At 68.2% G+C, this 23,666-nt stretch carries 19 protein-coding genes; 11 read left to right on the forward strand and 8 right to left on the reverse strand.

Translation table 11 applies throughout. The annotated features are described in order from the left end of the window. Positions 1-4: 4 nt before the first annotated feature. Positions 5-2,230 carry an ATP-binding protein gene (locus F0U60_RS05760; protein WP_395815076.1) on the reverse strand — a complete coding sequence of 742 codons (2,226 nt, stop codon included), beginning with the start codon at positions 2,228-2,230 and terminating at the stop codon, positions 5-7. Positions 2,231-2,430: 200 nt separating this feature from the next. Between F0U60_RS05760 and F0U60_RS05765 the strand changes: the two genes are divergently transcribed. Continuing rightward, the gene (locus tag F0U60_RS05765; RefSeq protein WP_395815079.1) at positions 2,431-2,943 is read left to right on the forward strand and encodes a hypothetical protein; all 513 of its coding nucleotides are present in this window, start codon (positions 2,431-2,433) and stop codon (positions 2,941-2,943) included. Positions 2,944-2,963: 20 nt separating this feature from the next. On the opposite strand, the gene rnz is transcribed toward F0U60_RS05765, so the two are convergent. Beyond that, positions 2,964-3,887, reverse strand: a complete 924-nt coding sequence (gene rnz, locus F0U60_RS05770) for a ribonuclease Z (protein WP_395815082.1) — start codon at positions 3,885-3,887, stop codon at positions 2,964-2,966. Positions 3,888-4,023: 136 nt separating this feature from the next. Here rnz and F0U60_RS05775 point away from each other — a divergent pair, with 136 nt between their 5' ends. From F0U60_RS05775 to F0U60_RS05800, 6 genes are all read left to right on the forward strand, one after another. Further along, on the forward strand, positions 4,024-4,719 hold the full coding sequence (locus F0U60_RS05775; RefSeq protein ID WP_395815085.1) for a DUF2293 domain-containing protein: 696 nt from the start codon (positions 4,024-4,026) through the stop codon (positions 4,717-4,719). A 102-nt stretch (positions 4,720-4,821) separates the two neighbouring features. Next, complete coding sequence (locus F0U60_RS05780) at positions 4,822-5,598, forward strand: TetR/AcrR family transcriptional regulator (RefSeq protein WP_395815088.1); 777 nt, start codon at positions 4,822-4,824, stop codon at positions 5,596-5,598. Beyond that, positions 5,595-6,707, forward strand: coding sequence for an efflux RND transporter periplasmic adaptor subunit (locus F0U60_RS05785; RefSeq protein WP_395815091.1), 1,113 nt, complete (start codon positions 5,595-5,597; stop codon positions 6,705-6,707). Before F0U60_RS05780 ends, F0U60_RS05785 begins: the two co-directional genes overlap by 4 nt. Positions 6,708-6,739: 32 nt before the next feature. Further along, entirely contained in the window at positions 6,740-9,868 is a 3,129-nt protein-coding gene (locus F0U60_RS05790) for an efflux RND transporter permease subunit (RefSeq protein ID WP_395815094.1), read from the forward strand. A 43-nt stretch (positions 9,869-9,911) separates the two neighbouring features. Next, a complete protein-coding gene (locus F0U60_RS05795; RefSeq protein WP_395815097.1) occupies positions 9,912-11,375 on the forward strand; it encodes a TolC family protein in 1,464 nt (487 codons plus the stop codon). 12 nt (positions 11,376-11,387) lie between these two features. Beyond that, complete coding sequence (locus F0U60_RS05800; protein ID WP_395815100.1) at positions 11,388-11,876, forward strand: hypothetical protein; 489 nt, start codon at positions 11,388-11,390, stop codon at positions 11,874-11,876. 145 nt (positions 11,877-12,021) lie between these two features. On the opposite strand, the gene F0U60_RS05805 is transcribed toward F0U60_RS05800, so the two are convergent. From F0U60_RS05805 to F0U60_RS05815, 3 genes are all read right to left on the reverse strand, one after another. Next, entirely contained in the window at positions 12,022-12,588 is a 567-nt protein-coding gene (locus tag F0U60_RS05805; RefSeq protein WP_395815103.1) for a DUF99 family protein, read from the reverse strand. Positions 12,589-12,654: 66 nt separating this feature from the next. Beyond that, on the reverse strand, positions 12,655-12,861 hold the full coding sequence (locus F0U60_RS05810) for a cold-shock protein (protein ID WP_108072049.1): 207 nt from the start codon (positions 12,859-12,861) through the stop codon (positions 12,655-12,657). Between the two features lie 123 nt (positions 12,862-12,984). Further along, complete coding sequence (locus F0U60_RS05815) at positions 12,985-13,950, reverse strand: fatty acid desaturase family protein (protein ID WP_395815107.1); 966 nt, start codon at positions 13,948-13,950, stop codon at positions 12,985-12,987. 127 nt (positions 13,951-14,077) lie between these two features. Between F0U60_RS05815 and F0U60_RS05820 the strand changes: the two genes are divergently transcribed. Beyond that, on the forward strand, positions 14,078-14,398 hold the full coding sequence (locus F0U60_RS05820) for a transcriptional regulator (RefSeq protein ID WP_395815110.1): 321 nt from the start codon (positions 14,078-14,080) through the stop codon (positions 14,396-14,398). A 164-nt stretch (positions 14,399-14,562) separates the two neighbouring features. On the opposite strand, the gene F0U60_RS05825 is transcribed toward F0U60_RS05820, so the two are convergent. The 3 genes from F0U60_RS05825 to F0U60_RS05835 form a co-directional block, all read right to left on the reverse strand. Further along, on the reverse strand, positions 14,563-17,070 hold the full coding sequence (locus tag F0U60_RS05825; protein ID WP_395815113.1) for a sodium-translocating pyrophosphatase: 2,508 nt from the start codon (positions 17,068-17,070) through the stop codon (positions 14,563-14,565). 354 nt (positions 17,071-17,424) lie between these two features. Then, complete coding sequence (locus F0U60_RS05830) at positions 17,425-17,937, reverse strand: hypothetical protein (protein ID WP_395815116.1); 513 nt, start codon at positions 17,935-17,937, stop codon at positions 17,425-17,427. A 77-nt stretch (positions 17,938-18,014) separates the two neighbouring features. Continuing rightward, on the reverse strand, positions 18,015-19,358 hold the full coding sequence (locus tag F0U60_RS05835; RefSeq protein ID WP_395815119.1) for a short-chain fatty acid transporter: 1,344 nt from the start codon (positions 19,356-19,358) through the stop codon (positions 18,015-18,017). Positions 19,359-19,612: 254 nt separating this feature from the next. Between F0U60_RS05835 and F0U60_RS05840 the strand changes: the two genes are divergently transcribed. The 3 genes from F0U60_RS05840 (at position 19,613) to F0U60_RS05850 (ending at position 23,502) form a co-directional block, all read left to right on the forward strand. Further along, the gene (locus F0U60_RS05840; protein WP_395815122.1) at positions 19,613-19,885 is read left to right on the forward strand and encodes a type II toxin-antitoxin system RelE/ParE family toxin; all 273 of its coding nucleotides are present in this window, start codon (positions 19,613-19,615) and stop codon (positions 19,883-19,885) included. A gap of 401 nt (positions 19,886-20,286) precedes the next feature. After that, complete coding sequence (locus F0U60_RS05845; RefSeq protein WP_395815125.1) at positions 20,287-22,176, forward strand: protein kinase; 1,890 nt, start codon at positions 20,287-20,289, stop codon at positions 22,174-22,176. A gap of 15 nt (positions 22,177-22,191) precedes the next feature. After that, positions 22,192-23,502 (forward strand): ABC1 kinase family protein, encoded by a 1,311-nt coding sequence (locus tag F0U60_RS05850; protein WP_395815128.1) that lies wholly within the window; start codon positions 22,192-22,194, stop codon positions 23,500-23,502. The last annotated feature ends 164 nt before the right edge of the window (positions 23,503-23,666 follow it).

A 23,666-nucleotide genomic window follows, 5' to 3' on the forward strand; every position in this document is an offset into this window, starting at 1 on the left:
CCGCTTATGACGCCTCCTCGGCCAGGAGGTAGGGGAGCTCCAGCGTGAACGTGGCCCCCAGTCCCGACCCTTCGCTGTGCGCCGTCAGCGAGCCCCCCAGCTCCTGGGCCGCCAGGGCACTGGAGTGCAGGCCGAAGCCGTGCCCGTCTTTGCGGGTGGTGAAGCCGTATTGGAAGATGCGGGTGCTCAGCTCGGAGTCGATGCCCATGCCGTTGTCCCGCACCTCGATGCGGATGCGTTGGGTGGGGGTGCGCTCCATCCTGACGGTCAGCCGTCGCTCGTCCACGGGCACAGGCTCCAGGGCATACGCGGCGTTGCTGATGAGGTTGACGAGGATCATCAGCACCTTGTGCTTGTCAGTCATCAGGGGCGGCAGGGGAATCATGTCCCGCTCCACCTTCACCTGGTAGCGCGTGAGCCCATCAGTGTTGATGCGCAGCGCGTCCTCCACCAGCGCGTCCAGGTGGACGGGCTCGTCGTGCACTCGGGGCGTGCGGGCGTAGTTCTGCTGCACCTTGACGATGTCGCCGATGTGCTCCGTGTACCGGCCCACGTCGTCGAGCAGCGAGAGAAGCTCCTTGCGATCCTCCTGCAGGTTCTGCCCCAGCTTGCTCAGGAAGGGCGTCACATGCTGACCGCGCTCGTCCTGGGTGAGGAAGGTGCAGAGGTCGCCCTGGTGCTCCTCGAGCATGCTCGCCACTCGGCTCACGTGCTCAAGCCGCATCCGGCCCATCCGCTCCCGAGCGAGCTGCGCCGAGGCGTAGACGCTGGTGAGCACGTTGCCCACGTTGTGCAGCACGTTGGTGGCGATCTCCGCCATGCCTGCGCGCCGGGCCGTCTGCACCAGCTGCCTGTGGACCTCCTTCAGCTCGCGGGTGCGCTCCTCCACCCGTTGCTCCAGGCTCTCGTTGGCCTGGAGCAGGGCCTCCTCGCGATGCTGGACCTTGTCTGCCATCACCCGGAAGGCGCGCGCCAGCTGGCCCAGCTCGTCCTCGCGCGAGGTGTCCAGCTCGACATGGAAGTCACCCGCGGCCACCCGGTCCGCGGCCCGCGTGAAGGCCAGCAGCGGGCGGGTAATCTGTTGCTTGAGCACCCAGGACATGATGATCAGCTCCACCAGCAGCGAGAGGATGCCGAGCACCAGCACAGTGCGCGCCGCCCGCACCGCGGGCTGGGACACCACGCTCTCCGGAAGCACCGTGACGAAGTTCCAGCCAGGGCCTTGGAGCCGGGCCACGCCGAGGTACTCGGAGAACTCGGGCAGCTCCACCACCGCCCGGTCCGGCTCGCGGTCTCGCACCCGCTCGAACAGCCTCCGCAGGTGGTAGCGCTGCTCCTCGGGGATGATGAGGTCGCCGTTCTGCCCGGCGTCACGCAGGATGTTGTAGACGCCGGTGGAGTTCTCCTGGGTGATTTGGGGATGGGCGATGAGCTCCCCATCGTCGCGGAAGATCATGTTGTACGCGCCGGGCAGGTGATCGTTGATGGTGCGAGTCATCAACTCTTCCAGGAGCACGTCGTGGCCGAACGTCGCGACGTACCGGCCGTTCATGTCCAGCGGCGTGGCGATGGAGACCATCCATTTCCGGGTGCCCTGGTCCGAGTAGATGCCGCTCCAGATGGTCTGTCGTGTGGGGTTGTTCTGGGGGCTGTTCGCGCTGAGGCCGAGCAACGAGAGCTCCCCGCCCACGTCCTGGCACCAGTTGGGGCGCTCCGGCCAGTAGAGGATGATGACGCCCTCGGCCAGGACGACATAGGTGTTCGTGAAGCGCGTGTGGAGGGCGGGCCCGTACCAGGACAGCACCTCATGGGCGGCCAGGATGCGCCGGCGCAGCCCGTCGTCGAGCTGCCGGCCTCGGTTGACGACAACGCCCGGCATCTTCGTGCCGTCAAAGCCCTCGAGGCGGCTGCGGACGGTGCCGTCGGGCCTTGGCGTGAAGAGCTGGTCGAAGCGTGCTTGGACGTCCTCCTTCTCTAGCGCGAGGATCCTCTCCTGCAGGGCCTTCTTGATGACGACGTGGTTGTCCTGCGCGAGCAGGAAGAGGATTTGCTCCCGTTGGCTGCGCTCCGACACATGCCGCTCGAGCCGCGCGAGGTCCTCGGTGCGCACGGCGTGGAGCAGGTGGAGATAGCTGAAGAGCGTACCCAGGGCGATGACCCCGGCGATGCGTACGCCCATCTTGAGCAGTGTCGAGCGGGACAGGGAGGGGGGAGGGCGGGGGGGCGACATGAAGCGACCTGGCTCGAGCGGGTGTTTCTCCGCTGAACAGTACGCTTTTCCTTGTCGTCGCAAAGGTTCATTCCAAGCAGGCTGCCGTGTTCCAGGCGAGCTGCACTGCCAGGGGAGCGCGGCAAGGGTGGCTTGGCGGGAGCGGTACCCCGTGCTTCAAATCCCCTTCATCTCGTCTTTAACAGTCGGGGGAGAACACAATGAAGCCGTCGAACCGCTCGTCGTGGTCCTTGTCGTTGGTGGTGCTCGCCGTTGCCACGCTGGCCGTTGGGTGCACGGCCAGCCGTCGCGAGGCCTACATCCAGGACAAGGCGCGCCAGCACGTGTACCGCAAGCCCATCGCCGAGGTGTGGCCTCAGGTGCGGTCGCTGCTGAAGGAGAAGGAGCTGCCGGTGCGCGAGGCCCCGGGGGCGTATGAAATCAGCACCGACTGGCACCAGGTGGGCGCGCCCTCGTCGCTGGGCACCAGCTACGTGCGCTACCTGGTGCGCGGCAAGCAGCCCAACCCGACCATGTGCTCGGTGGAAATCCTGAAGCAGAACCGCGTCGAGTCCGGCCAGGGCCCCATGAGCTCGAACGGCCAGCGCCAGGACCTCGGCACGGACACCACCAACATGACGCGGGACGTGGAGATGGAGTGGGAGCTGCTGCAGCGCGTGGACCCCGAGGGGGCCAAGGCGCTGCGCGAGGAGGCCGAGAAGTCCATCAAGTAGTCAGCGAGGCCCCCGCGCGCTCAGTCGCGCAGGGGCAGCTCCACGGTGAGCCCGTCGTAGGCCACCTCGACGGGCCCCTTGAACTCCTCGCGCGCCTGGGTGAGCAGCCGCGAGGGGTCCGTGTCGTGACGGCTGGAGAGGTGCGTGAGGATGAGGCGCCGGGCACCCGCCTCGCGCGCCACCTGGGCCGCCTCGCGCGCCGTCGAGTGCCGCGTCTCCAGCGCACGCGCCTGCTCGTCGTCGGAGAAGGTGGCCTCGTGGATGAGCAGGTCCGCCTCGCGCGCGGCACGCACCAGGGACTGGCAGGGGCGGGTGTCACCGGAGATGACCAGCCGCCGGCCGGGCCTCGGGTCCCCCACGACCTCGTCGGGATGGATGGTGCGGCCGTCCGGCAGCGTCACCGGCTCGCCCCGCTGGAGCTGACCGTAGACGGGCCCCGACGGAATCCCCATCGCCTTCGCCTTGTCCAGGTTGAACTTGCCGGGGCGCTCGTCCTCCTGCAGCACGTAGCCGAGCGCGTTGATGCGGTGATCCACCCCCACCGCGTGCACCGTGTAGCCGCGCCGCTCCACCTTGTCGCCGTCGCGCAGCTCGTGGAACTCCACGGGGAAGGACAGTGACTCCACGCCCAGGTGCACGGCCTGGTTCAGCAGCCGCCGCGCCGGAGGCGGCCCGTAGAGCTGCACGGGCGTGTCGCGCCCCATCATCCCCAGGGTGCGCAGGAAGCCGATGATTCCCAGGTAGTGGTCCGCGTGGAAGTGGGTGAAGAAGACGGCATCCACGGTGAAGCCGGTGCCAAAGCGCACCATCTGCCGTTGGCTGCCCTCGCCACAGTCGAAGAGCAGCAGATCCGCGTTCGCTTTCACCGCCAGCCCGGACAGGTTGCGGTGCAACGTCGGTTGAGCGGCCGAGGTGCCGAGGAAGGTGAGCCTGAGGATGGACATGCCGGCGCTGCCCACGATTGAAGACCCTCCCGCGCAGCGGCGGTGTGCGCTGGCGACAGGCCCCATCTACCACGAGGTTGACCCCGGGGCGCTTCCCCCGCTGACGCCGCTTGCGCTATAGGCGCCACCCCCCGCCATGAGCGACTCCCTCACTGTTGCCCCCACGAAAGACCCGCGCCGTGTGCGCGCGGCCGATGGCTCCATTCTCACCGTGCCCGCGGGCTGGGCCCTGCTGCCCCCGGGGGACGCGGGCCTCACGCGCCGGGTGAAGGCCGCCGGCCCCAGCTGGACGGTGGTGGAGAAGAAGGGGAGGAAGATCTTCTCACAAGGGGTATGGGCGCCCGAGGCCCACATCACCGCTGCCCGGGCCGCCCTGGAGGCCGAGCGCGCCACCCCCGCCTATGCCCGTCGCCGTGAGGCGGACGTGCGCCGCCGTGAGCGCGAGCAGGCTGAGTATGAGGTGGACTTCGCCAACGCCGTGCTGCGCTTTCTCGCCTTCGCGCCCACCTTCATCGCCCAGGCCAAGAAGCTGGCCGTGGCGGTGTCCGCCCATGCCACCCCCGTGGGCAGCGGCACCGTGGCCCGCACCGAGCGCATCCCCATCGAGCGCCGCGCCGAGGCCGCCGTCATCGCCTGGATGCGACACCAGACGACGGCCTACGACAACCTCTCCATCGCCCGGGTGAAGGGCGCTCGGCGCGAGGTGCGCCGCGAGCTGGCCGAGGTGTCCCGCGCGGTGTTGGACCTCCACCGCCGCGACACCCCCCACCTGCCGGCCGCGTGCCCTCTGTGCACCGCCCTGGCCCGGCTCGGCGCCGCACCCTCCCCTTAGTTCTACTTAATTGTTCAATAAGTAACATGGGGCTCGTTTCTGACCCGTGGTTCAGAAACCCCCTGGGCAGTTTCTGACCGGCGGGTTAGTAATGGCCGCGTCATGGCTCGTCCTGCGGATCCACATGCTCGTGCAGCCCTCATCGCCGCCGCGCGAGCGGAGTTCGTGAAGAAGGGCATCCGTGGGGCGCGCATCGAGGACATCACCGCCGCCTGTGGCCTCTCCAAAGGCGCCTTCTACCTGCACTACTCCTCCAAGGAGGCCCTCTTCGGCGAGGTGGTGGGCGAGTTCACGGAGGCGATGAACCAGGTCATCGTCCATCGGCTGAAGGCGACGGATCAGTTCCTCGCCGAGCATGGCGTGCTCGAGGCCCGGGACGTGGCCGAGCGCTCCGCGCGCTACGAGCTCCTGGTGAAGCTGAACGCCGAGTCGGACCTGAATCTGCTCGAGCTGATGTGGGCCTACCGCGATGTGATGAACGTGCTCATCCGCGGCAGCCAGGGGACCGACTTCGAGTCACTGGTGTGGGGCATGGTGGACCGCGAGACGGCGCGGGTGTCCCAGGAGTTCCACCGGCTGCAGGCCGCTCACGCGTGCCGCCCGGACGTCCCTCCCGAGGTCATCGGCTCGCTCATCGTTGGCACCTACCTGCTGCTGGCGCAGCAGATGAGCCAGATGGAGCAGAAGCCGGACCTGGCCGCCTGGGCCAACTCCATCCACCGCCTCATCCGCGAGGGCAGCCTGCCCCCAGCCTTCACGGACTCCGGCCCCTCGACGTTGTCGGTCCCGACGAAGGTTCCGACGAAGGCTTCGACTTCCCCGCGCCGGTCTACCCAGGCCCGCGCTCTCTCCCGCACCCGCAGTACTTCGAGGTCATGACCGTGAAACTCTCCAGGACGCCGCTTGTCGCCGGGCTCGCCGCCGTGGGCCTGGCCGCCACCGCGCTTCCCCTCTCCGGCTGCAAGGCAGACGCCGCGCCGCCCCCCGCCGCCAACAAGGCCGCCGCCGCGCAGGAGCTCCCCACGGTGACGCTGGCCACGCCGCGCTCGGTGCAGACCTCGCGGCGCGAGGAGGTGACGGGCACGCTCTTTCCTTCTCAGGCCCTTCAGGTGGGCTTCGAGGTGGGAGGCCGGCTGGAGAAGGTGCGCGTGAAGAAGGGCCAGACGGTGCAGGAGGGCCAGGTGCTCGCGCAGCTCAACGCGGAGATCGCCGACGCGCAGCTGGCCCAGGCACAGGCCTCGGTGGCCGCCGCTGAGGTGGCCGCCGCGATGGCCGCGGATGTGGCCGGCCGCAACGCGAAGCTGCAGCAGCAGGGCAACGTGAGCGACCTGCAGAACCTCACCTCCACCACGCAGGCGAAGCAGGCCGAGGCGCAGCTCATGGCCGCCAAGGCGCAGCTGGCCCAGGCGCAGGCCGGCCGCCGCAAGCACGACCTGAAGGCGCCCTTCGCTGGCACCGTCACCGACGCGCCCGAGCAGGTGGGCGCCATCGTGGGCCCGGGCGCGCCCCAGTTCTCCGTGGAGAACCTGGGCACCCTGCTGCTGAAGACGACGGTGGCCGAGTCCCTGCGCGCCCAGCTCAAGCAGGGCACGAAGGTGCGCGTAGAGGTCATCGGTGGCGGCGCCTCCACGGACGAGGCCGTCATCCGCACCATCATCCCCTCCGCGGACCAGGCCACGCGCCGCATCCCGGTGGACATCCTGGTGCCCAACAAGGACGGCCGCTTCGTGGCCAACACCCTGGCGCGCGTCATCCTCCCGCTGGGCGACGCTCAGGACGCTCAGTCCCTGCCCGCCACCGCGCTGTCCTCCTCGGGCGGTGACCACGTCTACGTGGTGGCCCCCTCCGGCGAGGTGCGCCGCGTGGATGTCCAGGTGCTCGAGCGTGGTGTGCGCGAGGTGGTGGTGAAGGCCGCCGCTCCGCTGGACAAGGTCATCGAATACCCCACGCCGTCCCTCACCGAGGGGACGCGCGTCTCCGTGAAGTAGCCCTCCCTTCCCAGGACACCAGAGCGTCCCCCATGCTCCTCAGCGACGTCTCCATCCGCAGGCCGGTCTTCACGGCCATGCTCTCCCTCTGCCTCATCGTCCTCGGGGTGATGGGGTACAGCCGGCTCGGTACCGACCTCTACCCGGACATCTCCATCCCGGTGGTGGTGGTCAACACCATCTACAAGGGCGCCGGCCCGGGTGAGATCGAAACGCAGATCATCAAGCCCATCGAGGATGCCGCCGCCGGCATCAGTGGTGTGGACAAGATCCACTCCTTCAGCCGCGAGAACGTCGGCACGGTGATTGTTCAGTTCAAGCTGTCGGCCAGCCTGGACCGGGCGGTGCAGGAGGTGCGCGACAAGGTGTCGGGCATCGTCAACAAGCTGCCGCAGGACGCGGATGCGCCGGTGGTGGGCCGCGTGGACATCTCCGCGGTGCCCGTCCTCACCTACGCGGCGAGCGCGCAGGCGGACTCGCGCACGGTGCGCAAGCTCATCGACGACAAGCTCAAGCCAGCCCTGGCGCAGCTCGAGGGCGTGGCCGACGTGCGCATCAACGGTGGTGACGTGCGCGAAATCCAGGTGGATGTCGACCTGGACAAGGCGCGCGCGGTGGGCGTGACTCCGATGGACATCGCCCAGCGCATCGGCTCGGAGAACCTGGATCTGCCGGCGGGCCGGCTGCAGCTGGGGCCCACCGAGCTCACGGTGCGTTCGCTGGGACAGTTCAAGAGCGTGGAGGAGCTGCGGCAGCTCCCGGTGGCGCAGAGCCGCACGGGCGCCCAGGTGCGGTTGGAGGAGGTCGCCACCATCACCGACGGCGCGGCCGAGCGGCGCACCTCGGCGCGCCTCAATGGTCAGGACGCCGTCATCCTGGAGATCATCAAGCAGCCCGGCTCCAACACCGTGGCCCTGAGTGACGCGGTGAAGAAGCAGATGGAGACCCTGGTGCCCTCCCTGGGCCATGGCTTCCAGACCACGCTGCTCATCGACCAGTCGGTGATCATCAATGAGAACGCCCACGAGGTGTGGATCGCCCTCATCTTCGGTGGCGCGATGGCGGTGCTCATCATCCTGATGTTCCTGTTGGATCCGCGCGGCACCTTCATCTCCTCGCTGGCGCTGCCCACCTCCGTCATCGGTACGTTCTTCGTGATGTACCTGCTGGGCTACACGCTCAACCAGATGACGCTGCTGGCGCTGTCGCTGGCCATCGGTCTGCTCATCGACGACGCGGTGGTGGTGCGCGAGGCCATCACCCACCGCCTGGAGCAGGGCGAGGATCCGGTGAGCGCGGCCTCCAAGGGCACCAGTGACGTCGGTCTGGCGGTGCTCGCCACCACGCTCGCCCTGGTGGCGGTGTTCGTCCCGGTGGCCTTCATGCCGGGCATGGTGGGTCAGTTCCTCCAGCAGTTCGGCATCACCATCTCGGTGGCGGTGCTCATCTCGCTCTTCATCTCCTTCACGCTGGACCCGATGCTGTCCGCGCGTCTGGCGAAGCAGCGCAAGCACGGCGAGCACCACCAGGAGAACGCGCTGGCCAAGACCATCCGCGGCTTCCTGGATGGCAGCGAGCGCGTCTACTCGAACATCCTGCGCTGGGTGCTCAACCACAAGTGGCTCACCACGGGCATCACCGTGCTGGTGATGGTGGTGTCCTTCGGCGCCGCCAGCCGCCTGGGCGTGGAGTTCCTCTCGCCCGAGGACCGCTCGCAGTTCATCGTGCAGCTCATCCTCCCCGACGCCTCCAGCCTGGATCAGACGGGCGTGCGCGTGGCGGAGGCGGAGAAGATCCTCAAGGGCATCCCCGAGGTGACGGATGTCTACTCCATCGTCGGCGACAACGGCGATGTGAACAAGGCGCGCATCCGCGTGCTCACCAAGGAGAAGCACGAGCGCGAGCGGGGCATCCAGGCCATCAAGGAATCGGCGCGTGAGCTGCTCGCGCCCGCGCTGCCCGCCACCCAGGTCATCATGCAGGACCTGCCCATCGTCGATGGCCTGGGCGGTGACTTCTTCCCCATCATGGTGCGCGTCATCGGGCCGGACCTGGGCAAGCTCCGGGAGGAGTCCGAGCGCATCGCCCAGATTCTGCGCGAGATTCCAGGCACCGCGGACGTGCGCGTGGACTTCAACCCGCCCAAGCCGGAGCTGGCCATTGAGATCGACCGGGCCCGCGCCAAGGACCTGGGCCTGAGCGCCGCGGCGCTGGCCATGCAGATGCGCATGGCCATCGGCGGTGATGTGGCCGCCAAGCTGCGCGAGGGCGTGGACGAGACGGACATCCGCGTGCGCCTGACCCAGCGCGACCGTGACACGCCCGAGCGCGTGCGGCAGATCGAGCTGGCCACGCCCCGCGGGATGGTCCCGGTGACGGACGTGGCGAAGGTGGAGCTGCGCGATGGCCCGAGCGTCATCGAGCACGAGAACCGCCAGCGGCAGCTCGCCGTCTACGCCCAGCTCAATGGCGCGGCCCTGGGTGACGTGGCCAGTCAGCTCCAGCAGCGCGTGGCCGAGAAGCCGTTGGCTCCGGGCTACTCGCTCGTCTACGACGGACAGATGAAGCTGATGAACGAGCAGAACGACGCCTTCATCACCGCGGGTCTGCTGGCCTTCGTCTTCATCTACATGGTGCTCGCCAGCCAGTTCGAGTCCCTCAAGCACCCCTTCACCATCATGGTGTCGCTGCCGCTGGCGCTCGTGGGTGCGCTGCTGGGTCTGTATTTCGGCGGCTTCCACGTCTCCATGGGCGCGATGATCGGCATCATCCTGCTGATGGGCCTGGTGACGAAGAACGCCATCCTCCTGGTGGACGGCGCGCTGCAGTTCCTGCGCGAGGGTGACTCGGTGGACGAGGCGCTCATGAAGGCGGGCCCGCGCCGTCTGCGCCCCATCCTCATGACGAGCGCCGCCATGGCCATCGGCATGGTGCCCACCGCCATCGGCAAGGGCGTGGGCTCCGAGTTCCGCGCCCCCATGGCCATCGCCGTCATCGGCGGCGTCATCACCTCCACCTTCCTCACGCTGCTGGTGGTGCCGGTGGTGTTCGCCGCCATGGAGCGCCTGGGCTTCTCCAAGCGCGTCCAGAAGACACAGGACGAACTCCCCTCCGCGCCCGTTCAGGAGCACCAGGCGCAGCACTCCGGTCGCGCCGCCTGAGCGCGGCCGGGTGCACCCTCACTTCTTCGCGTTGCCATCGCCTATGTTCATCCGAATTGCCGCCGCCGGGTCCGCCCGGCGTCCCCTCTCGCTCGTCCTCCTCGCCGCCCTCTCTCCGCTCGGCGCGCTCGCCCAGGCGCCCGCGGCCCCCGCGCTCACGCCTCAGCCGGCTCCCGCCGCGCAGCCCGGCCTGGCGGTGGCTCCCGCTCCCGGCACGCTGCGCACCGTGACGCTGCAGGAGGCGCTCACCCTCGCCGCGAAGCAGAGCCCGGACGTGGCCTCCGCTCGCGCTCAGTCCGCGGTGGCCGCCGCGGGCGTTCGCCGCGCCTGGACGGCGTGGCAGCCCGAGCTGACGGTCAGCGCCCAGTACGTCCGCTCCAGCGCCGAGGCCCTGCTGGACCTGGGGCAGTTCGTCGGACTGGTGGGCGGCGTGTTCAACCTCCTGCCCCAGAATCCGCAGCTCGTCCCGGAGCCCGTCGTCATCACGGCGAAGGACTCGCGCTACGCGACGGCGCAAATCTCTCAGCCCCTCTTCACCCCGGCCGGCGTCTTCCTCATCGGCCCGGCGAAGGCGGGCGCGGAGGCGGCGGAGCTGGGTGCCCTGGAGGCGCGCGAGCAGGTGCTGCTGGCGGTGGCGCGCACGTACCTGGGACTTCAGGGCATCACGCAGCTGATGGACGCGGCGCGTGAGGCGGAGGCCGTGGCGCTCCAGCGCGAGGGCGAGGCCAAGGCGCAGCTCGACGTGGGCATGACGGTGGAGGCGTCGCTGCTGCGCGCCCAGACGGAGACGGCCCAGGCGCGCGTGCAGCTCGCGCAGCTCTCCGGCCAGTATGCGCAGCTCCTGGCCATGCTGGGCGCGCTGGTGGGCGAGCCCGTGCAGCCGGCTCCGCTTGATGCCCCGGGTCCCCGCTGGGACATTCCCTCCGAGGACACCAGCCCCTGGGAGAACACGTACGCGGTGCGCTCGGCCGCCAAGGCGGTGCAGGCCAGCGAGGGCAAGGTGACGTACGACCGTTTCTCGTGGCTGCCGAGTCTGGTCGCCCAGGCCCGCGGCATCTACAACTCCAACTCCGGCTTCACCGGGACGAACACCAGCTACGAGCTGTCCGTCGCGGCCTCGATGCCGCTGTATGACCGCGGGCAGCGCTACGCGGCGCTGCACGAGGACAGGGCCCGGCTGGAGCAGGCGAAGGCGCAGTACGAGTCGTCGCGCGCCAAGGCCCATGCGAACTGGGTGGCCGCGAAGGCCAACCTGGAGGCCGCGCAGGCCGCGCTGGCCCAGGCCGAGGCCCAGGCGCAGCTCGCCGCCCGGGTGCAGCAGCAGGTGGCGGCCGCCTTCAGGGCGGGGATGTCCACCAGCCTGGAGATGTCGGACGCGGACTCGCGCCGCTTCCTCTCCGCCAGCGCCGCGGCGCAGGCCCGGGCCACCTTGGAAATCCGCCGCGCGGAGCTCGCCGCCGCCGGAGGCCGCATCGCCGCCTCTATCGAGCAGCAGCCGCAGCAGTAAGCGGGAGGCGGAGTGAGCCCGGACGCGCCATCGACACCGGGGTTGCTCGCGGTGGACCTCGGGCTGCGCTCGGGGCTCGCCTTCTACGGAGATGACGGGCGGCTGCGCTGGTACCGCTCGCAGAACTTTGGCTCTCAGTCCCGGCTCAAGCGCGCGGTGCCCTCGGTGCTGCACTCGGCCGGGCCGCTCGCGTGGCTGGTGTTGGAGGGCGGAGGGCCTATCGCCGAGGTCTGGGAGCGCGAGGCCGCGCGGCGAGCGCTGCCTGTGTTGCGCGTGTCCGCTCAGGACTGGCGCGCCCGGCTCCTGTATGCCCGCGAGCAGCGCAGCGGGGGCCTCGCGAAGGACGCCGCGGACGGGCTCGCGCGCCGAGTGATTGAATGGTCCGGCGCACCGCGGCCCACGTCGCTGCGGCACGATGCGGCGGAGGCGGTGTTGTTGGGATTATGGGCCGTGCTCGAGGTGGGGTGGTTGGCACAGGTGCCGCCCGAGGTGCGCCGCTAACTCCCTCTCCCTCCGGGAGAGGGTCGGGGTGAGGGTATCCGAGCCCGTTCTTCAACCCATGGCCCTCAGTGTGGACAGGGGATTCAACCCGGGTTCACCCGATACCCTCACCCTGTCCCTCTCCCGAAGGGAGAGGGGAGGGACATCACGCGCGTTTCGAGCTCTCTCCTGTCACCACCGCCGAGCCAATGAGGTGCGCCAGTCGCAGCGCCTCCGGCACATGCCCTCGGTCCGTGAGGCGCTTCAAGGCCTCCGCTACCCACGCGGGCTCCGCGCCCTGCACCTGGAACGTGAAGCCTCCGAGCTGGTGGATGGGGCCCGCCCGCCTCAGCAACTCCAGCCGCCGTTCCGCGCGGGGCAGGTGACGCAGCGCGCGCTCCATCGCGTCCAGGTCCGGCAGCCGCCGCATCACTGACACACAGGGCTTGCCCAACGTGTGCGCCAGCCGTGGCAGGTCCACCACGTTGAAACCTCCAAAGGCAATCCCATCCAACAACACCAGGTGCAGCTGCGGCAGGAATTTGCCTCCCACCAGCAGCCGGCACACCTCGTCTGTCGCCGTCCACCCGTCCTTGCGCACCCGTCCCCAGACGAGCCCTTCGAAGCGCGTGCCGGCGCACACCACGCCCACCAGGGGCACCCTCGCACCGGGGCGTTTGGCGAAAGGCGCATCATCGAAACCGGCGACTCGGGGCAGGGGGGGCAGACGCATGAGCATGAAAAAGAAAGAGCCCGACCCCAGACGAGGTCGGGCTCCAGGAATCATCCGTGCTGCGGACTAGCCAGCGGCGCGAACGTTCTGCGCCTGCAGTCCCTTGGGGCCCTTGGTCACTTCAAACTCGACCCGCTGCCCCTCGGCCAGGGTGCGGAAGCCATCCATGTTGATGGCAGTGTGGTGGCAGAACACGTCCTCGCCACCTCCGTCCTGCGTGATGAACCCGAAGCCCTTAGCGTCGTTGAACCACTTGACCGTACCGGTTGCCATGAATCGTTCTTCTTTCGTCACAGCGGCGGCACACGAGCCGCCGTTCCCAGCCCGGACTTGAGCCGGGGGTTCAGGAGTAGTCCGTCCTTTCACAAAAGTCGAGAGGACGGCCTCTCAGAGTGTTCACGTTCGAGCAGCGTTGATGCCCGACTCCAACGCATCCACGTCCGCGGACTCCAACTGCGCCTCTTCGCCCGTGGGCGGCTCGAACCCGGCGCGGCCGATCTGCTTCGTCCCGTACTGGGGGAAGAAGGGTGCCAGCACATAATTCCGGAAACACCACCCGAAGAAGCTGCTCTGGTTGAGCTCCGGGTTGATTTTCGGGGCGAGCTTCGCGTGAAGCTCGGGCAGGGTGCTCCAGTGGGCGCCGGCCACCTCGTGGTGGGCCGCGTGCAGGCCGTTGTTGAAGAGCAGGAAGTTGATGAGCTTGCCGTCGAAGCTGCGCGAGTGGTCGTTCTCGCTCCAGGGGTCCGCGTGGACGTGCTGGATGTAGTTGAAGAACATGATGGTCCACAGCGCGAAGAGCGCCGGGATGAGGAAGGCGAAGCTCCACACCATGATGCCGCGTCCCAGGCCGTGCCACGCGATGGCCACGCCGAGCATCGCCAGGTGCAGGCCGGCCCACGAGACGTACTGGGTGATGATCTGCCGGTAGAGCGTGGGGTTCGACTGACGCGCCTTGCGGATGTACTGCTTGATGGGATCGCTCTGCCAGTAGGACGAGACGAAGAAGTACGTGAAGGCGACCCACCAGTTGTGCTTGTTGGTGTAGCGCCAGGTGATGGTCGCGTCGCCCGGCTTGTTGACGTACTTGTGGTGGTTGAGGTTGTGCGTGGGCACCCAGGCGAACGTGGGGTAGCCGTAGAAGTGCGCCAGCCACAGGCTCATGAGGAAGTTGAGCTTGCGGCTCTTGAAGGTCGGGCAGTGGTTGTGGTTGTGCGCGATGACGCCTGCGGACAGCGCCAGGTAGCAGCCGATCGGACTGAGGTAGGGGATGAGCGCAGGGTTGACGTACTGCGCCATCGCCACCACGGGCATGAAGAGGCACCAGAGAAGCGTTCGATAATCGGCTGTGTAGCGGAGGCTCATGGCGCCGGAGGCTACATCCAACCCCCCTTGGGGTTCCTAATACTCTTTCCTGCATTCGAGCAGGCAAGCTCATCGGAAGGCCGGAGCCGGGACGCGTGCCTACTCTTGTCCTGGGAGGTCATGGTCCATGGATCGCAGCCCTGTTCCCCCCGCCCGAGGCGCCACGGTGCGCGGCGCGCTGGAGGCGGAGTTGGCCTCGGCGCCGCAGACGGGCCTCACCGCGAAGGAGCTCTCCGGGCTGGTGGGCATCTCCGAGAAGGACGTGGCCGGGCACCTGGAGCACCTGGAGAAGTCGCTCCGGGCGGGAGGCGCCGCGCTGGAGGTTATTCCCGCCGAGTGCCTCGCGTGCGGCTACGTCTTCCGTGACCGCAAGCGCCTGAGCCGGCCTGGCTCCTGCCCGGAGTGCCGCTCCACGCGCATTGATCCGCCCGCGTTTCGCATCCGCTGAGCTTTCAATAATGCTCCCTCTCCCCTCGGGAGAGGGTGGGGGTGAGGGTACCCGAGCCCGTTCTTCAACCCGAGGCCCACAGGGGGGACAGGGGGTTCAACCCGGGTTCGCCCGATACCCTCACCCCGTCCCTCTCCCGAAGGGAGAGGGAGGAGGGCCGCGGACTAGGCCGGCTTGACGGTCGCCTTGCCCTCACCGGCGATGGCGGCCATCGGGGTCTCGATGCGCATGCCGTAGAAGGAGCGGTAGACGAACACCATCGACGCGATGAAGAAGATGCCCGCGAACACCCGGGTGATGGTGGCCTGGCCGGCCGCGCTCAGCTCCACCGACAGCTCCACCGCCAGCAGGCCGAAGAGCGTGGTGAACTTGATGACGGGGTTGAGCGCCACGGACGAGGTGTCCTTGAACGGGTCGCCCACCGTGTCGCCCACGACCGTGGCGGCGTGCAGCTCCGTCCCCTTGGCCTTGAGCTCCACCTCCACCAGCTTCTTCGCGTTGTCCCACGCGCCACCGGCGTTGGCCATGAAGACGGCCTGGTACAGGCCGAACACCGCGATGGAGATGAGGTAGCCCACGAAGAAGTACGGCTCGAGGAACGCGAACGCCAGGGTGCTGAAGAACACGCCCAGGAAGATGTTGAGCATGCCCTTCTGCGCGTACTGGGTGCAGATCTCCACCACGCGCTTGGAGTCGCTCACGCTCGCCTTCTCCACGCCCTCCAGCTTGATGTTGGCCTTGATGAACTCCACCGCGCGGTAGGCGCCCGTGGACACCGCCTGCATGGAGGCGCCGGAGAACCAGTAGATGATGGCGCCGCCCGTGACGAGGCCCAGCAGGAAGGGGGCGTGCAGCAGCGACAGGTTGGCCGCGTTGGCCGCGTTGAGCGAGCGGAAACCGTCGCCGCTCACGGTGATGCCCACCAGGATGACGATGATGGAGAAGATCATCGTCGTGGCGCCCACCACGGCGGTGCCGATGAGCACCGGCTTGGCCGTGGCCTTGAAGGTGTTGCCCGCGCCGTCGTTCTCCTCCAGGTACAGCTTGCCCTTGTCGAAGTCAGGCGAGAAGCCGAAGTCCTTTTGGATCTCCTCCTTCACGTTGGGGACGTTCTCGATGAGCGACAGCTCGTACACGCTCTGCGCGTTGTCCGTCACCGGGCCGTACGAGTCCACCGCGATGGTGACGGGGCCCATGCCCAAAAAGCCGAAGGCCACCAGCCCGAAGGCGAACACCGCCGGGGCGATCATCAGCGTGTTGGGGATGTCCAGGCTGAAGAAGTAGGCCCCGCCCATTAGCGCCGCGATGATGATGCCCATCCAGTAGGCGGAGAAGTTACCGGCGACCAGACCCGAGATGACGTTGAGCGACGCTCCACCCTCGCGGGAGGCCGTGACGACCTCGCGCACGTGGCGGCTCTCCGTGGAGGTGAAGACCTTGATGGCCTCCGGGATGATGGCGCCCGCCAGCGTGCCGCAGGTGATGATGGCCGAGAGCTTCCACCACAGCGTGGTGTCACCCGCCAGGTTCGGGATGAGCAGGTAGGAGACCAGGAACGTCAGCGCCACGGACACGATGGAGGTCAGCCACACCAGGAAGGTGAGCGGGGCCTCGAAGTTCATGTGGTCCGCCGTCTTGTACTTGCCGCCCTGGATGATGCCGTTGATGCCGTAGGAGCCCAGGCTCGCCAGCACCATCACGATGCGCATCATGAAAATCCAGACGAGCAGCTGGACCTGGAACTCGGCCCCCGGCACCGCCAGGAGGATGAAGGTGATGAGCGCCACGCCCGTCACGCCGTAGGTCTCGAAGCCGTCGGCCGAGGGGCCCACCGAGTCACCCGCGTTGTCACCCGTGCAGTCGGCGATGACGCCCGGGTTGCGCGCGTCGTCCTCCTTGATGCGGAAGACGATCTTCATCAGGTCCGAGCCGATGTCGGCGATCTTCGTGAAGATACCGCCCGCGATGCGCAACACCGAGGCGCCCAGCGACTCACCGATGGCGAAGCCGATGAAGCACGGGCCCGCGAAGTCCGCCGGCACGAAGAGCAGGATGATGAGCATCAGCAGGAGCTCGGTGGAGATGAGCACCATGCCAATGGACATACCGGCCTGCAGGGGGATGGCGTAGGTGGGGTAGGGCTTGCCGCGCAAGCTGGCGAAGGCCGTGCGGCTGTTGGCGAAGGTGTTCACCCGGATGCCGAACCACGCCACGCCGTAGCTGCCGGCGATGCCGATGAGGCTGAACACCAGGATGGTGATGACCTTGATAAGCTCCATGTGCCGCAGGAATCCGAAGTACACCACCATCACGGCGCCAATGAGCACCTCGAGGATGAGGATGAACTTGCCCTGGGTGATGAGGTACGTCTTGCACGTCTCATAGATGAGCTCGGAGATCTCGAGCATCGACTTGTGCACCGGCAGCTTGCGCAAGGCCGTGTACTGCATGAAGCCGAAGATGAGGCCAAAGACAGCCACCGCGATACCCGCCATCAGCAGCGAGTGCCCGTTGAGTCCGCCCACGAATGTCACTGTGCGGAAGTCCGGGAGTACAAGGTCCGCCTCGCTCGCGCGGGCGGTGCTGCTGGCCATCAGTGTCAGGAGCCCGAGGACCCCCGCGATCCTGCCCATGACGCTCGAGAGAGCGCCATGCCGTGAAATGCATTTCATGGTGTGCAACTCCTCAGAAGCTCATCAATGTGTTGTGACGCGCGGCGCTCTCCTCCCCCACGCGCCGGGTACCTGGGATGCGAGTCGAGGGGTTGGCCGCCTGCGGGCGGAGGTCCGCTCGCCGACGCTTCAGCACAGCCTCGCCCTTCAGGGTCAGAGAGCACGCCTGAAGGCAGCCCACATCTACCACCACGCGGGGTGAAAAGTCGAATTCCCGGAAAAGTGTTGATTAATGGCTGTTTTGTCAGACACCCACCTTGTGGGGTGGATTGTCGCGGCTCTACAAAACAAAACGCCCGTCCGGGGCTCGGAGGCCGCCAGACGGGCGCGTGGGGGGTTCCGCGTATGTGATGACTACTGCACCTTCACGTTGATCGTCTTCAGGACCTGATCTCCGCGGAGGATGCTGACAGTCCAGTCGCCGGCCTTGTTCATACGGACGCCAGTCCACTGACGGGCGCGCCAGCCCTCGCCCTTGATCTTTACGTCCTTGGTCTCGCGCACCACGTTGCCCTGCTTCACCTGGACCATCAGGTCATCAATGGTGTCTCCCTGCGGAACCAGGTAGGACTGCCACAGCATCAGGGTGGTGTTGGCCTTGATGGCGTCGGGGCTGGCCTCGACGGTGCACTCGAACTTGTTGGGGCCGTCCTTGGCCACCTCGGTGCACAGCTTGGCCTCCACCAGCACGGGGCCCTGGCCCTGCGCCTTGTAGAAGTAGTCCCAGGTGCTCTTCACCGCCTCGGCGGACGGCGCCTTCACCGGCTCCTGCGCCGGGGCAGCCGGGGCTGCCGCGTCCTGCGCCATCGCCGCACCGCCAAACGCCACCATCGCGCACATTGCCAGCTTCTTCAGATTGCCTGCCATTGGGTCTCCCCCTCGAGTGGGTTTCGCCCCGGGTGTCTACCACAGGACGGGCCCCGGCTGGCCACGGGTGGGTTCTCTCAACCCCAGAGGAAGAAGGCGAGGGTGACGAGCGGCAGGTAGACGAAGAAGGCCACCAGCAGGAAGCCGAGGATGTCCTTGAAGTCCAGCCGCGCCACGGCCAGCAGCGGCAGGGCCCAGAAGGGCTGGATGAGGTCCGTGGCCATGTCCCCCCAGGCGTATGCGAGCACCACCTTCTCTGGCACCACCCCAAGTGTCCTCGCCGCCTCCAGCAGGTAGGGCGCTTCAATGGCCCACTTGGAGCCGCCCGAGGGCACGAAGTAATTCACCACACCGCTGTAGACATACACAATGGCGGGAAAGGTGCTGGGCGTGGACAGCGAGACGAAGAGCTGGCCAATGCGCTCGGTGAGGCCGGTGGCCTTGAAGATGCCGTAGATGCCCGCGTAGAGCGGGAACTGCAGGACAATGCCGTGCAGCACGCTCGCGGCCTCCTCGCTGGCCTTGAGCAGGCGCGCGGGCGTGCCATGCAACAGCACCGCCAGCGTGAGGAAGAGGAAGTTCACCACGTTGAGGTTGAGCGCCTTCCAGCCGCCGTTGAGCCCCAGGTGGCGCGCGAACCAGAGCAGGCCCAGCACACCAAAAAGCACGTTGAGCAGCGGAGAGAAATCCAGCCACACGGCAGGGCTCTTCTCGCGCGGGCGCAGGGGGGGCTCGAAGTCCTTGAGCTGCTCGAGGATGGCAGGGTCCACCCGCACCGCCTGTCCGGGCTTTGGATGCAGCGCCCACGCCAGCAGCGTGAGGCCTCCCACCACCGCCACGGTGAGCCCCAGGTTGAAGGGCGAGAAGAGGGTCCGGTCAATGGGGATGACGCCGAGCTGCTTCTCCAAGAAATGGCCGGGGGTGGCCACCAGCAGCGGTGCGGAGGCGGACAGGCCGGCGTGCCACGTGGCGCCCAGGCCGAAGTAGGCACAGGCCACCAGCAGGCGGTAGTCCACCTCGGGCTGCCGTCGCACCACGAAGCGCACCAGCATGGCGCTGGCCACCAGCGACAGGCCCCAGTTGATGTAGGCCAGGCCCATGGACACAGCGGCCATGAGCACCACCGCGCTCCGGGGGCCTCGCGCCAGCCCTGCCAGACGCTCGAGCAGCGCGCGCACCGGGCGGGTGAGGGCCAAGAGGTAGCCCGTGAACATCACCAGCGCCATCTGCATGGAGAAGGTGAGCAGCTCCCAGAAGCCGCCTCCCCAGGACTCCAGCACGCGCGGCGCGGGTGCTCCCGCCCAGCCGAGGGCCAGCCCCATGGTGAGCAGCGAGAGCAGGACGGCAATGGCGAACGAACTGGGGACGAAGCGCGCGGAGAAGCGGCCGAGGGCCTCCGCAATGCGAACGAGGGTTTCCACGGGCGCATCTGAACACGGAGCCGCGCACCTTCCGAGAAAACGGGTGCACGTCCTTTTCGGGTCCGCGGCCCCTCTCCTGACGGCTAACGCACACTTCGCGCCGACGGTGTGTCTGGAGTTGGTCGGAACGGGGGTGGCAGATGTCTTGGCCTGTCAGAGAATGCGCAGCCCCCCACTTGTCCGTCCTCGGGACAATGGCCATACCCGCACCAATGGCCTACCGCATCCATATCCCAGTGGAGCTGTGGAGCACCTTGAAAGCGCTTCCACCGGCATTCATCGATCGGCTTCACCAGCGTATTGATGACATCGCTGAGCTCGCGGAAGTTGCACCGCCCCTCAACCCGCTGTGGTTGAAGCTCGGTGCGACCGATCGGCCTCTGCTGCGCTGCATGGTGGATGGCTACGCCCTGCTCTACGAAGTCGACGAGTCCTGCCGCACCGTCTCCGTGCTCGACGTGGAGCAGGAGGAGGGCGACGCGCCTGCGTTGGCCTCCGGGTTGATCGCCGCCAACGGCCGTCACTGAGCCGCACCCCGTCGTCCGCCAGGTCGCCTCACCGTGGGTGAGCAGGAGGCCACATGCTCCGCCCCCTGGGTTTGTCCCACCTCGCATCCCTGCTACCCCGTGCTCATCCTCACCAGCCGCGCCCGCTGGTTGCGCACCCGTTTGTGTTCCACACCTCGCGAGGGGTTGTCGGCGGCCATGCGGTAAGCGCAGGGCGAGAAAGAGGTGGCAAAGCGGTAGAAGTTTCAGCCCGGCTTCGGTGCTTTTTACAGCCTGTACTCGCGCCTCCCCGCACCAGGGAATCAGGGGATACGCGCCGATAGTGCCCTACAGGGAGGGGGTTTCAGCCACTTCGCGACGCAGTAAGTCGGCGAATCTCTCTCCGAGGTGTCGGCATGAACATGGCATGGGAAGAGAGTGCCGTGGAACCCACCTTTCGTCCGAGCTGCGCCTGCCTGACTCCGCACCCGGAGCTCGCGGAGTGCCCCACTGTCCTGCGGGGGGCTTCCGAGCTTCGTCCACCCTTGTCGCCCACGCTGCCGCCTTCGAGCGAGCGGGGCGAGAAGCTCGTGGGCCAGCGCTTTGGGAGCTTCGTGTCCCGGCGCGAGCTGGGCCGCGGAGGCATGGGCACGGTGCTGCTCGCGGAGCACGTCCTCATCCCCAAGCGCGTGGCGGTGAAGGTGCTCCACCGTCACCTGGCGGAGGAGCCGGAGCTCGTCGCGCGCTTCCTCGCCGAGGCCCGCGCCATGAGCCTCGTGCAGCACGAGAACGTCGTCACCGTCTACGACCTCGACACCCGGGAGGGCCGCCCCTACTTCGTCATGGAGTACCTGGAGGGGCAGAGCCTGGCCGCCTTCGCGCGCGGGCCGCTCGAGCCGGCGCTGGTGGTGGAGCTGCTCGCGCAGGTGTGTGACGCGCTCGGCGCGGCGCACGCGCATGGCATCGTCCACCGCGACCTCAAGCCCGCCAATGTCTTTCTTACGCCGGGCCCCAACGGGCGCCACCGCGTGAAGCTGCTCGACTTTGGTATTGCGAAGCGGCTCGTCCGGCTCGACGGGGAGACGCCCACCCGCACCGGCGTGCTCATGGGCACGCCCGAGTTCATGGCCCCCGAGCAGTGCGGCGGCAAGGACGTGGACGCACGCACGGATCTCTACGCGGTGGGGGTGCTCGGCTATCTGCTGCTCACCGGAACCGCGCCCTTCAGTGGCAGCAACGCGGCCGAAATCCTCGTGGCCCACCTCCAGCAGGCCCCGCGCCCGCCTCATGAGGTGCGTCCGGGAATTCCACCCGCGCTCTCCGCGGTGCTGCTGCGCGCGCTCGCCAAGCGTCCCGACGCGCGCTACGCCACTGCCGCCGAGCTGCGCGCCGCGCTGGAGGCCACTGTCACCCGGGCACGCACGCCCGCGCCGTTGCCGCCCACCGTGGGCTTCACTGCGCGCGTCCCGGTGCATGGCTCACTGGGCGTTCGCGAGTACCCCTGCGAGCGCGTGGGCCGCACCGGCCTCTTCCTGCGCACCGGCGAGGAGCCGCCACCGCTGCGCTCCGACGTGTCGCTGCTGCTGCGGCTGCCTGGGGGCGAGCTGCAGTGCCTGGGCCAGGTGGTGCGTCACGTGACCGCCGAGCAGGCCCGGGCGTGGAACATGGCCCCGGGCTTCGGCGTGGAGCTGAGCGACACCTCGGCCTCCTTCCAACAGCTCTTCGCCCGGCTGCTCTCGGGGGAGCCGACTCCGGAGCCCACGCCTCCTCCCGCGCCCCAGGACGACGCCCGCGCCGAGCCCCTGCTGCGCGAGTTCCGCCAGCGCCTCTCCGGGGACCACTACGCCGTGCTGGGCATCCCCCGGGACGCGGACGCGGACAAGGTGCGCGCCCACGCGCGTGAGTGCCGCAACCGGCTCGAGCCGCTGATTTCCCTTCCGCTGTCTCCCGGACAGCGCGCCCTCGTGCAGCGCGCCCTCTCCAAGGTGGCCCAGGCGCTCCTCGTGCTTGGCCACCTGGAGCGGCGCGTGGAGTACGACGCGGAGCTGCGCAACCTGGACGGGGTGATGCGCTGCCTCGCCGCGGGCCTCACCGTCACCACCCTGGAGGCGTGCCGCCAGCGCTTCCTCGCGCGCCACCCGGAGATCGGCGGCCACTCGGCGCTGCACCTGGCCTCCGGAGATGCCTTCCGAGCCGCCAACCGCTTGAATGAGGCCCTGGCCTCCTACGAGGCGGCTCTCCGGGTGGACCCGCTCCACCTCGAGGCACTGAGGCGCTGGCATGCCCTCCGGGTCAGGCTGCGAAGCAATGCATCGCCCGTGACCCACCGTTAGGATGGGTCCCCGCGCATGGCCTCTGATCCTTCCGACCTCGATGACAAGCTCCCCACCCAGGGCCGCTTCAACCGCTTCCGCAAGCTCGCCGGCCTCTCCGCCCAACTCAGCGCGGACGTCCTGAAGAGTGGGGCGAAGCGGCTCGTCGGCCAGGAGCCGGAGCTGCTCAGCAAGGCCGCCGCCGAGAAGCTCGTCTCCACCTTGGGAGAGCTCAAGGGCGCGGCCATGAAGCTCGGCCAGGCGGTGTCCATGGACACGGAGCTGCTCTCCCCCGAGGTGCGCCAGGTCATCGCTCGCTTGCAGAACGAGGCCCCGCCCATGCCCTACGAGGTGGTGGCGCGCGTCGTGCGCGAGGAGCTGGGGGACACCCCGGAGGCCCTCTTCCGCGAGTTCGACACGACGCCGCTCGCCTCCGCCTCGCTGGGCCAGGTGCACCGCGCCGTGCTGCACGACGGCCGCCCCGTGGCGGTGAAGGTGCAGTACCCCGGCATCGCCCAGACGCTCTCCGGCGACATGGAGAACCTGGGCCTGGTGGTGAAGACCGTCTCCAAGGCCTCGCGGCTCGCCGACGGCACCGCCTACTTCCACGAGCTGCGCGACGAGCTGCTCCTGGAAACGGACTACCTGCGCGAGGCCTCGCTGTGCACGGCCTTCGCTCGCGGCGTGGCTCGCCTACCGGACCTGAAGGTGCCCGAGGTCATCACCGAGCGCACCACCGGGCGCGTGCTCACGCTGGAGCTGCTCCGGGGCCGCACCCTCAAGGACTGGGTTGTCTCCGAGCCCTCCGCCGAGGAGCGCTACCGCGTGGCGCGCCAGCTCATCCTCGCCATCTACGGGCCCTTCTTCACCGTCGGGGAGATGCACGCGGATCCGCACCCGGGCAACTTCATGGTGCTCGAGGACGGGCGGCTGGGGCTGCTCGACTTCGGCTCTATCAAGCGCTTCTCTCCGCGCTTCGTGGACGCCAACCGGCGCATGTTCGTGCACGCCATGCGGCTGGAGCCCATGGACGTGCTCGGCCTGAGCCGCGAGGTGGGCTTCACCACGGAGCTGCCGGACGTGGAGGCCACCGAGCTCATCCAGGAGATTCTCCACATCGCCGGACGGCCCATGCGCTCGGCGCCGTACGACTACGCCACGTGCTCCATCACGCGCGACATGAAGCTGCACTTCGCGCGCAACGCCACTCGCTTCTTGAAGATCCGCCCACCCGCCGAGGCCGTGATGTTCTTCCGCTCCACCGGGGGACTGGCGCAGAACCTGCGGCTCATCGGGGCCCAGGGTGACTTCCGCCGCGTCTACCAGGAAGTCGCCGCGCTCCTGTGAGCTGCCCCCTCTCCCTCTGGGAGAGGGCGGGGGGTGAGGGTATCGGGTAAACCCGGGTTGCACCCTCTGTCCACACTGCGAGCTACGGGTTGGAGAACGGGCTCGGCTACCCTCACCCCGACCCTCTCCCGAGGGGCAGGGCGGGCGCATCTAAAGCGCCAGTC

Origin of the sequence: Archangium minus, from assembly GCF_044360475.1 — a bacterium.
Taxonomy (GTDB): Bacteria; Myxococcota; Myxococcia; order Myxococcales; family Myxococcaceae; genus Archangium; species Archangium minus.

Excerpts from the sequence above, each read along its gene's own strand:
- F0U60_RS05760 (WP_395815076.1), bottom strand. The coding sequence starts at position 2,230 with ATGTCGCCCCCCCGCCCTCCCCCCTCCCTGTCCCGCTCGACACTGCTC.
- F0U60_RS05785 (WP_395815091.1), top strand. The coding sequence starts at position 5,595 with ATGACCGTGAAACTCTCCAGGACGCCGCTTGTCGCCGGGCTCGCCGCC.
- F0U60_RS05815 (WP_395815107.1), bottom strand. The coding sequence starts at position 13,950 with ATGAGCCTCCGCTACACAGCCGATTATCGAACGCTTCTCTGGTGCCTC.
- F0U60_RS05820 (WP_395815110.1), top strand. The coding sequence starts at position 14,078 with ATGGATCGCAGCCCTGTTCCCCCCGCCCGAGGCGCCACGGTGCGCGGC.
- F0U60_RS05765 (WP_395815079.1), top strand. The coding sequence starts at position 2,431 with ATGAAGCCGTCGAACCGCTCGTCGTGGTCCTTGTCGTTGGTGGTGCTC.
- F0U60_RS05775 (WP_395815085.1), top strand. The coding sequence starts at position 4,024 with ATGAGCGACTCCCTCACTGTTGCCCCCACGAAAGACCCGCGCCGTGTG.
- F0U60_RS05790 (WP_395815094.1), top strand. The coding sequence starts at position 6,740 with ATGCTCCTCAGCGACGTCTCCATCCGCAGGCCGGTCTTCACGGCCATG.
- F0U60_RS05780 (WP_395815088.1), top strand. The coding sequence starts at position 4,822 with ATGGCTCGTCCTGCGGATCCACATGCTCGTGCAGCCCTCATCGCCGCC.
- F0U60_RS05805 (WP_395815103.1), bottom strand. The coding sequence starts at position 12,588 with ATGCGTCTGCCCCCCCTGCCCCGAGTCGCCGGTTTCGATGATGCGCCT.
- rnz (WP_395815082.1), bottom strand. The coding sequence starts at position 3,887 with ATGTCCATCCTCAGGCTCACCTTCCTCGGCACCTCGGCCGCTCAACCG.
- F0U60_RS05830 (WP_395815116.1), bottom strand. The coding sequence starts at position 17,937 with ATGGCAGGCAATCTGAAGAAGCTGGCAATGTGCGCGATGGTGGCGTTT.
- F0U60_RS05795 (WP_395815097.1), top strand. The coding sequence starts at position 9,912 with ATGTTCATCCGAATTGCCGCCGCCGGGTCCGCCCGGCGTCCCCTCTCG.
- F0U60_RS05810 (WP_108072049.1), bottom strand. The coding sequence starts at position 12,861 with ATGGCAACCGGTACGGTCAAGTGGTTCAACGACGCTAAGGGCTTCGGG.
- F0U60_RS05825 (WP_395815113.1), bottom strand. The coding sequence starts at position 17,070 with ATGAAATGCATTTCACGGCATGGCGCTCTCTCGAGCGTCATGGGCAGG.
- F0U60_RS05850 (WP_395815128.1), top strand. The coding sequence starts at position 22,192 with ATGGCCTCTGATCCTTCCGACCTCGATGACAAGCTCCCCACCCAGGGC.